Annotated in this window: 7 protein-coding genes and 1 pseudogene; 4 read left to right on the top strand and 4 right to left on the bottom strand. The window is 65.6% G+C overall.

Annotated features, from left to right (window positions below):
- Window positions 1–2,849, bottom strand: a 2,849-nt coding sequence (locus RHBS_RS19760; protein WP_128646280.1) for a non-ribosomal peptide synthetase, incomplete at its 3' end; no start/stop codon positions are given.
- A 195-nt stretch (window positions 2,850–3,044) separates the two neighbouring features.
- Here RHBS_RS19760 and RHBS_RS19755 point away from each other — a divergent pair.
- A complete protein-coding gene (locus RHBS_RS19755) occupies window positions 3,045–4,166 on the top strand; it encodes an ABC transporter substrate-binding protein (RefSeq protein ID WP_128646279.1) in 1,122 nt (373 codons plus the stop codon).
- On the opposite strand, the gene RHBS_RS19750 is transcribed toward RHBS_RS19755, so the two are convergent.
- On the bottom strand, window positions 4,153–4,578 hold the full coding sequence (locus tag RHBS_RS19750) for an HIT family protein (RefSeq protein WP_128646278.1): 426 nt from the start codon (window positions 4,576–4,578) through the stop codon (window positions 4,153–4,155). The genes RHBS_RS19755 and RHBS_RS19750 overlap by 14 nt on opposite strands.
- A 68-nt stretch (window positions 4,579–4,646) precedes the next feature.
- Here RHBS_RS19750 and RHBS_RS19745 point away from each other — a divergent pair, with 68 nt between their 5' ends.
- Window positions 4,647–5,438, top strand: a complete 792-nt coding sequence (locus tag RHBS_RS19745; protein ID WP_128646277.1) for an HAD-IIA family hydrolase — start codon at window positions 4,647–4,649, stop codon at window positions 5,436–5,438.
- Here RHBS_RS19745 and purB read toward each other — a convergent pair.
- A pseudogene (gene purB / locus RHBS_RS19740) lies at window positions 5,439–6,855 on the bottom strand (adenylosuccinate lyase). It lies immediately after the preceding gene.
- A 131-nt stretch (window positions 6,856–6,986) separates the two neighbouring features.
- Between purB and RHBS_RS19735 the strand changes: the two are divergent.
- Complete coding sequence (locus tag RHBS_RS19735; RefSeq protein WP_128646276.1) at window positions 6,987–7,637, top strand: DsbA family protein; 651 nt, start codon at window positions 6,987–6,989, stop codon at window positions 7,635–7,637.
- Window positions 7,638–7,776: 139 nt separating this feature from the next.
- On the opposite strand, the gene RHBS_RS19730 is transcribed toward RHBS_RS19735, so the two are convergent.
- Entirely contained in the window at window positions 7,777–8,415 is a 639-nt protein-coding gene (locus tag RHBS_RS19730) for a TetR/AcrR family transcriptional regulator (protein ID WP_052048002.1), read from the bottom strand.
- Window positions 8,416–8,464: 49 nt separating this feature from the next.
- Here RHBS_RS19730 and RHBS_RS19725 point away from each other — a divergent pair.
- Window positions 8,465–8,791: beta-eliminating lyase-related protein (locus tag RHBS_RS19725; RefSeq protein WP_304627322.1), on the top strand; the 327-nt coding region annotated here is incomplete at its 3' end.

Raw genomic sequence — 8,791 nt, 5'->3', positions numbered from 1 at the left:
CCGAGCTCGATGCGGAATCCGTTGATCTTGATCTGATTGTCGACGCGGCCGATGAATTCGACCATCGAGTCCGTGCCGTAGCGAACCAGATCGCCGGTGCGGTACCAGCGGTAACCATCGGCGTCGACGAAGCGTTCACGCGTGCGCTCGGGGTCGTCCAGGTAACCGTCGGCCAATCCTGTTCCTGCCACCCACAGCTCGCCGGGCACCCAGTCCGGTACCAGGTGGCCGCGCGCATCGACGACCCGTAGCGCCATCGACCGTAGCGGCAGTCCGAACGGCACCGTGCGCCAGTGCGGGTCGACCTCGACGACCTCGCAGATGCTGTTGTGGATGGCCGTTTCGGTTGCGCCGCCGAGTCCGGCGAATCGGCATCCCGGCACGGCCGCCCTCAGCCGGCGATAGAGATCGACACCGACCTTGTCGCCGCCGAGCATGACGACCTCGAGCGAATCGCCCAGATCTTCACCGGCGGAGAGGATCATGTCCAACAGCGGCGGTACGCAGCTGATCACCGTGACTCGATGCGCACGAATCAGAGCGGCCCACCGCTGCGGATCCTTGCGCTCGTGTTCCTGGACGAGCACGGCCGTCCCGCCGGCTGCGAACACCGAGAACACATCGAACGTGCACAGGTCGAAATCCAACTCCGACAGGCACAACGGGCGGTAGCGCTCGTCCAGCGAGAATCGGTCGACCAGGTCGCCGATCGTGTTCATCGCCGCACGATGCGAGACGACCACGCCCTTCGGCTCACCTGTCGAACCGGACGTGAAGATCATGTACGCGGGAGCGGTGTCGGGTCCGAGATGCGGGGCGGGCAGAGGCTCGCTCAGGATCGCGTCGGACACCGCGAGGCCGTCGTCTCCCGATCCTCCGATCGTCACCGTGAACCCTGCTTTTCGGGCAATCAGTGCAGCACGGCTCGACGGTTGGTCGACGCCGATCGGTACGTACACCCCGCCTGCGGCGAGCACACCGAGAACTGCGACCACTTGATCCGGACCCTTCGGCAGCCTCACCCCTACGGTGTCGCCCACTGCCACATCGCGATCTGCCAGTGCCGCAGCCACTCTCGAGGCGCGGTCACACAGATCGCCGTACGTCATCGACTCGCTGTCGCCCCACTCGAGCGCCACCGCATCGGGATTCCGCGATGCGCGATCGAAGAAGGCACGGTGCAGAGTCTCGTTGCCGGCTGTCGGCGACGCGTCCGTTCGGGGTACATCCGCTGCCGGAGTTCGCCAGACCAGCTGACGCGGCGGAACCAGCTGACCCACCGGCTCCGACCACACGGTGTCACCGTCGACGACGAGTCCGCGAACCAGCGTCTCGAAGGCGTCGAACATGGCCTCGGGAACCCCTGGCGGGAACTCGTTCTCGCGAATGTCCCAGTTGACCAGCACGCCGCCGTCGAGTTCGGTGATCTGGGCGTCCAGAACGACCTGCGGTCCCTGCGACATGATCCACACCGGGTCTCCGAACACCTCCCGCGCACGGGTGTCGAACAGCTCGCCCAATCCGAGCGCACTCGTGAAGACCACCGGCGCGAGTACCGGTTCTCCTCTACGACGGCCGAGGTCGCGGAGCACCTCGACTCCGGAGTAGTCGACGTGCGAGGCATCCTCGTGCAGCCGAGCCCGCAATTGCCGGGACCGCTCGGCGAACGACACGCTCTCGCTCAGATCGACGTCCAACATGACCGAGGACGAGAAGTCGCCGACGAGATCACCGACGGCCGGGTGCGTCGGGGCGCGGTCGAACATCGGAACGTTGAGCAGGAATCGCTGCTCACGTGACCACGCTCCGACCACCTCGGCGAACGCCGATGCCACCGCGACCGCCGGGGTGACGCCATGTGCGCGAGCCCGCGACTGCAACATCGAATAGTGCTGCGAGTCGAGGTGAAAGGCCCGCCGGGTCGCCGATGGGGAGCCCGAATCACGTTCCACCAGAGGCAGAGTGGGCGCTCCGGGCAGAGAATCCAATCGATCCGTCCAGTATCGTTCGGCCTGCGCCCGCGCATCGCGGCGATCCTGCGGGCGGTCGGCAAGGTAGCGCGCATAGCTGTAGTCGACGGTGGGGAGCACCTGGCCGTCGTACGCCTTCGCCAGATCTGCGACCAGAACTCTGAAGCTGACGGCGTCGCCTGCAATCATGTCCATGTCGAGATGCAGCCGAGTCCGACCGTCCGGCAGCAACGACAGATCGGCCGAGAACACCTCTCCTGCCTCGATGTCGAGCATCTGGTGCGTCAGGCGTTGCCGAGTTCGTTCCAGCTCGACCGCTGCGTCGTCCTCGCTCCGCAGATCGTGCACCGTCAACCCGCGCCACCCCGGACTGGACTCGATCACCTGCTGCCCGTTGTCGGTGATCCGAGCCCGCAGCATGTCGTGCCTACGGGCCACTGCTTCGAGTGCGGCACGCAGCCGATCGGGATCGACTGCGCTGCCGTCGAACTCGGTGTAGAGGTGCGGCGAGACGCCGCCGAACCGCTGCTCTGCGCTGCGGCCGATCCAATAGGCGTGCTGCAGTACGGCAAGATCGAAGCTGTCCTTGTCGAGCGTGCGCGTGGTCGGCTCCGCTTCGCGGACGGGAGTCCGGGATGCCGGTTCGGCTGCAACACCGACCAATTCGGACCACGCCGAAACCGTCGGCCGAGCCGCGAGGTCTGCGAACGTCACCGTCTTGCCCTGCTTGCGGAACCTGCCGACCAACCGCATCAGCACGATCGATTCCAGCCCCAACTCGAACAGGTTCGCATCGACCGGCACAGCGTCGGGCTCGGAGCCGATCAGCTCTGCGACCAGCGTCCGCAGTTCGTCGAGCCCTGATCCCTGCTGATCCATCGGTGCATCCCCTTCGATCGGCTGCGCTACGTCGTACTGGGCGCGACCAGGAGTTCACCACACAATTCCATAAGGAAAGGCTACCCTCGCTTAGTCGACCCTGAGGAGGCTAACATCCGACGGCGAGCCGAGGTGGACGGCACCGGCACCACCGCCCCGGGACTTCGAACCGACCGACCACGACGGAAGTGACTCATGTTTTCTCATCGACGCCACAGCGCACGCCTGCTCGGAGCCCCACCACGCGTCCTCATCGGGGGCGTCTCAGTCCTCGTACTCGTCGCTGCCGCAGCGTGTAACAGCGACACAGCAGACCGGGGAAGTTCCAGCACCCAGGTCGTCGACCTGAACGCGAATCCAGCCGCCTGCAGCGAGAACGACCGCGTCGACACAGTCGACCGAGAATCAGGACCGTTCACGTACACCGACGGCCGGGGACGGACCATCTCCCTCGATTCGCAACCGAACAGAATTATCGCCGACGAGGAATCGGCCGCAGCGCTGATGTCGTACGGAATCAAGCCCGTTGCCATCTGGTCGACGACTCCCATGGACAGCAGCCCGATTCTGAGCTGCTCCGATCTCACAGGCATCGAATCGGTCGGCGAAAGCTGGGGCACATTCGATTTCGAGAAGGCGGCAAGCCTCGACCCGGATCTCGTCATCGGCGAGTTCAATCCGAGATTCGGGCAATTCGGAAAGCTGACCACCACGGCCGATTCGTCCAAGGCCGACACCATCGATCAGCTCGCTCCCACCCTGGGAGTCACCTTGGACACGAATTCGACGGCAAAGACCATCGAGAACTACGCGGGGCTTGCCTCATCACTCGGAGTCGACCTCGACACCCCCCAACTGGCAGACATCAAAGCCGACTACGACGCCGCCGTCGCGAATTTCGAGAAGGTTGCCTCCGAACGCCAGGACCTCACCGGCGTAGGAGTCTGGCCGCTCGACGTCGCATACGTGCTCGATCCGTCGGCGGACCCAGACTTCAGCGACTACCAGCGCTGGGGACTGAAGATGTACACCCCCGACGGTACCGATGACGGGTACTGGAAAAAGGTCTCGTGGGAGAACGTGTCGACCGTCGACGCCGATGTCGCCTTCGTCTATCACGACGTCGCACACGCCGCCGATGTGACGCTTGCAGACATTCCCAGCCGCTACCCCGGCTTCGACGCCATTTCCGCCGTCGACAACCAACAAATGGTGCTGTGGGATTACGGTGCCAACAAGAGCTACAGCCGCTACACCAAGACCATCGACATCTACGCCGACGCTCTGTCCAAGGCGAAGAAGGTCACGAGCGAGTGAGAGCCGCTGCGATCTCCCCGGCCTGCCGGTCCAGTTCGGATCGCTGCGGCGACGACGGCCGAGCCTGCAACCCGAAGCCGTCGCCGATCATCCGGGGGATGACGTGCAGATGCACGTGGAAGATTTCCTGACCGGCCACCGTACCGTCGGCGAGAAAGAAGTTGACGCCTGCGACACGCGGATTGCTCGCTCGCACAGCGGCGGCCACCTTCTGCCCCACCACGAACAGGTGCGCCCCGATCTCGGGTGGCAACTCCGCCAGGGTCCGGAACTGCTGTTTGGGCACCACCAACACATGACCGCTGGTGAGCGGCCTGATGTCCATGAACGCAATCGCTGTCTCGTCCTCGTGGACGCGAGAGGCCTCGGCCGTCCCGGCAATGATCTCGGCGAAAATCGTGTAGGGGTTCACAGTCTCCGAGCGTAGGCGCTCGGTGCACTGACGCTGCGGGGCCCGGAGCCGGAGACTACTGTTTGCCGATGAGCATCGGCGGGGTTCTCTTCGACATCGACGGCGTCCTTGTCACGTCGTGGCAGGCGGTGCCAGGGGCAGCGGACACTCTGAAGTACCTGGACAGCAAGGACATTGCTCGCGCGTTCCTGACCAATACGACGTCGAAGACGCGTGAGCAGATCGCTACGGCACTGCGCGACGTGGGGCTGGACGTGCACTCGGACGAGATCGTCACGGCCGCGTCACTCACCGCGGACCATCTGCGTGAGAACTATCCGGATGCGCGGGTGGTACTGATCAACAACGGTGAGATCGCAGGCGACATGCCGGGAATCGAATTCGTCGACGAGACGTCCGAGGATCCCGATGTCGTGGTCGTCGGCGGTGCAGGCCCGGAGTTCACGCACGAGCGGCTCAGCCGCGTCTACGACTGGCTGTGCCGGGGCATCCCCGTCGTCGCGATGCATCGATCGTTGATGTGGAGCACCGGAGCCGGACTGCGCATCGACACCGGCATGTACCTCGGCGGCATGGAGCAGGCGTCGGGACACACCGCGAAGGCCATCGGAAAGCCCGCTCCCCTGGGATTCCGGACGGCGTCCGAGCGGATGGGCGTCGACCCGGACGACGTCGTGATGGTCGGTGACGATCTCGACAACGACGTCCTCGCCGCCCAGGTCGTCGGGATGACGGGGGTGCTCGTGCGCACCGGGAAGTTCCGCCAGGACGTACTCGATCGACGCATCACCGACGAGTTCGCGATGGAACCCGACCACGTGATCGACTCGGTTGCCGACCTCCCCGGTGTCCTCTCCTGACTACAGAATCGGCGACGGCGTGTACGACGCCCCGGCCGGGAATTTCGCGATCAGTCGCTCCACTGCCGAGACGACCGCAGCGACCTGAGCGTCGGCCGCCCCGGTGAATGCCGTCTTGTCGGCGAGTGCAGCATCGAGGGCAGCCCGATCGAGGGGCAGGCGTTCGTCGGCGGCCAGACGGTCGAGCAGGTCCGGTTCCAGTCCCTGCTCACGCATGGCCAGCGCGACGGCGACGGCATGTTCCTTGATCGCCTCGTGTGCGGTTTCGCGTCCGACGCCCGCGCGCACAGCAGCCATCAGCACCTTGGTCGTCGCGAGGAACGGCAGGTAGCGATCGAGTTCCTTCGCGATGACGGCCGGGTACGCGCCGAATTCGTCGAGCACGGTCAGGAAGGTCTCGATGAGTCCGTCGATGGCGAAGAAGGCGTCGGGCAGCGCCACGCGGCGAACGACGGAACAGAAGACGTCGCCCTCGTTCCACTGCGCTCCGGCGAGCTCGGCGGCCATCGAGCCGTAGCCGCGCAGCACCACCTGCAGGCCGTTGACACGTTCGCACGAGCGGGTGTTCATCTTGTGCGGCATCGCCGAGGAGCGACCTGGCCCGCCTGGAAGCCCTCGGTGACGAGCTCGTGGCCTGCCATCAGGCGCACGGTGTGCGCGAACGAGGACGGTCCGGCACCGACCTGGACCAGCGCGGAGACGACCTCGTGGTCGAGCGATCGGGGGTACACCTGGCCGACGCTGGTCATGGTGTGCCGGAAGCCGAGGTGATCGGCGACGATGCGCTCGAGTGCGACGAGCTTGGCGGAGTCGCCGCCGAACAGGTCGAGCATGTCCTGCGAGGTGCCCATCGGGCCCTTGATTCCGCGCAACGGGTAGCGCGCGATCAGTTCCTGCACCCTCGACAGAGCCAACAGCAGCTCGTCTGCGGCAGACGCGAAACGCTTGCCCAGCGTGGTGGCCTGAGCTGCGACGTTGTGACTGCGGCCGGCCATCACCAGCGAGGAGTACTCGGCAGCGCGCTCGGCCAGCCGCTTCGCGACGGCCACGCCGTGCGCGTGGACGTGTTCGAGTGACCGCAGAATCTGCAGCTGCTCGACGTTCTCGGTGAGGTCGCGGCTGGTGAGCCCCTTGTGGATGTGCTCGTGGCCGCGAGGGCGTTGAACTCCTCGATGCGCGCCTTGACGTCGTGGCGGGTGACGCGCTCACGCTCGGCGATCGACGCGAGGTCGACCTGGTCGACGACGGCTTCGTAATCGGCGATGGCAGCGTTGGGGACGTCGACTCCGAGGGAGGACTGCGCGCGCAACACAGCAATCCACAGTTGGCGTTCGAGGGCGATCTTGTGCTCCGGAGACCACAGCTCCACCAGTTCGGGACTTGCGTAACGGGTGGCCAGGACATTCGGGATGCTCACGAGCATCCAGCTTACGTGGCGCAGTTGTCGGTCTCGGATGAGGTCGGACTCGAATTCGGCCGTCGGACCGAGCATCGAGACTATCGCCGCAGCGCGGAATAACCGCAGCGCATTTCGATGTTGCAGCCGCCGTGAGCCGAACAGTGAAGGTCGACATCTGGTCCGACATCGCGTGCCCGTGGTGCTTCGTCGGCAAGCGCCGTTTCGAGGCAGGCGCTGCGGAGTTCACCGCCGGAGGCGGGACGCTCGAGGTGGAGTTCCACTCGTTCGAGCTGGCACCCGACACACCGGTCGACTTCGACGGCAGCGAGGTCGATTTTCTCGTCTCCCACAAAGGCATGCCGGCCGAACAGGTCACGCAGCTGTTGCGGCAGATAACCGAGCTGGCCGCAGGCGAAGGGCTCGCGTACGACTTCGACGCCGTGCAGCACACCAACACCGTCAAGGCGCACGAACTTCTGCACTTCGCCAAGTCGAAGGGCAAGCAGGTCGAGATGAAGGAACGTCTTCTGGCGGCCTACTTCGAGGAGGGCCGCCACGTCGGCCGCACCGATGACCTCGCCGACCTGGCCGCGGAGGTCGGCCTCGACCGTGACGAGGTGGTCGAGGCGCTGAAGTCCGAGGAGTTCCTGCCGGCAGTGCGCGCGGACAAGGAGCAGGCCATCGCCTACGGGATCAGCGGTGTGCCGTTCTTCGTGATCGACGGACGGCTCGGTGTGTCGGGCGCGCAGGCCCCGTCGGTGTTCGCCGACGTCCTGCAGAAGGCCGCTACCGACTCATGAGCGGTCCTCTGGAGATCGTCGGCGACGACCACGGCCCCGTCTGCGAGGACGGCGTGTGCGAGGTGCCGCCGATCCACGACGCAGATACCGGCGAGACCGACTAGACCGGGCTGGGGCCGAACATCTCGTCCGAGCCAAGTCAATCGGCCGGCACCTGTTCTGCCGGTGCCACGATGTCGATGACGGCCAGGAGCATACTTCGGGCCATGTGGCGGGGGTCGGGGTCCACTTCGCTGAGCGCTCCGACGACGGCACCGTCGACCACTGCCACCAGCCGCCTGAGTTGCTCTTCCTGCACGGTTCGGCCCGATCTGCGCAGCACGTCGGTGAGCAGGTCGTCGATCTGGGCACGCAGCCGCAGCTGCACCTCGCGCAGTTCGGGATGCCGTGCCGAGGCAATGAAGCGTTCGTATCTCGCGATCAGCTGCTCGTGGCCGTCCTGTGGCCCGATGAGCAGGTCGACGATGAGATCGACCGTCGACTCCATTTCGTTCGAGCACTTGCCCTCGTCGTCGATGCGACCGCGCATGACGTCGATCTCGCGCGTCCCGACGACGTCGACCGCCGCGGCTACCAGGTCTCCGAGGGACTCGAAATAGTAGGTGGTCGACGCCAGCGGCAACCCGGCTCGTGCGGCCACCGATCGGTGCCGCACCGCGTCGAATCCGCCCTCGACGAGCAGGTCCGCAGCGGCCGACGCCAATGCTTGGCGGCGGCGCACCCCCTTCGGAGTCGCACCCGACACCTTGTGCTGCGACTCGGTCGGACCTGCGGACATTCAAGTCATCGTGCCAGCTCGAGGCCGTTCGTCGGACTGCTTTGGCGCTATGGAATTGTCGTCACTCGTGGCACATCGAACGATCGACCTTCGCTCCGACACCATCACCCGACCCGATTCGGTCATGCGACAAGCCATGGCCGACGCCGAAGTGGGCGACGACGTCCTCGATCACGACCCAACGATGGCAGCGCTGGAAGAAGCGGTGGCAGGGCTGCTCGGGTTCGAGTCGGCGCTGTGGGTGCCGTCGGGTTCGATGGGCAACATCATCGCCCTGATGCTGCACCTGCAGCGCGGCGATCGCTTCCTGGCCCCCGAGCACGCGCACGTGCTGGGGTCCGAGCTCGGTACCGCCGCCTGCTGGCGGTGCGGCAGA

The sequence above is a fragment of the Rhodococcus sp. BS-15 genome (assembly GCF_000813105.1).
GTDB lineage: Bacteria > Actinomycetota > Actinomycetes > Mycobacteriales > Mycobacteriaceae > Rhodococcoides.
Note: the sequence above shows the minus strand (reverse complement) of the source record. Positions and strands in the feature narration are given on the sequence as shown.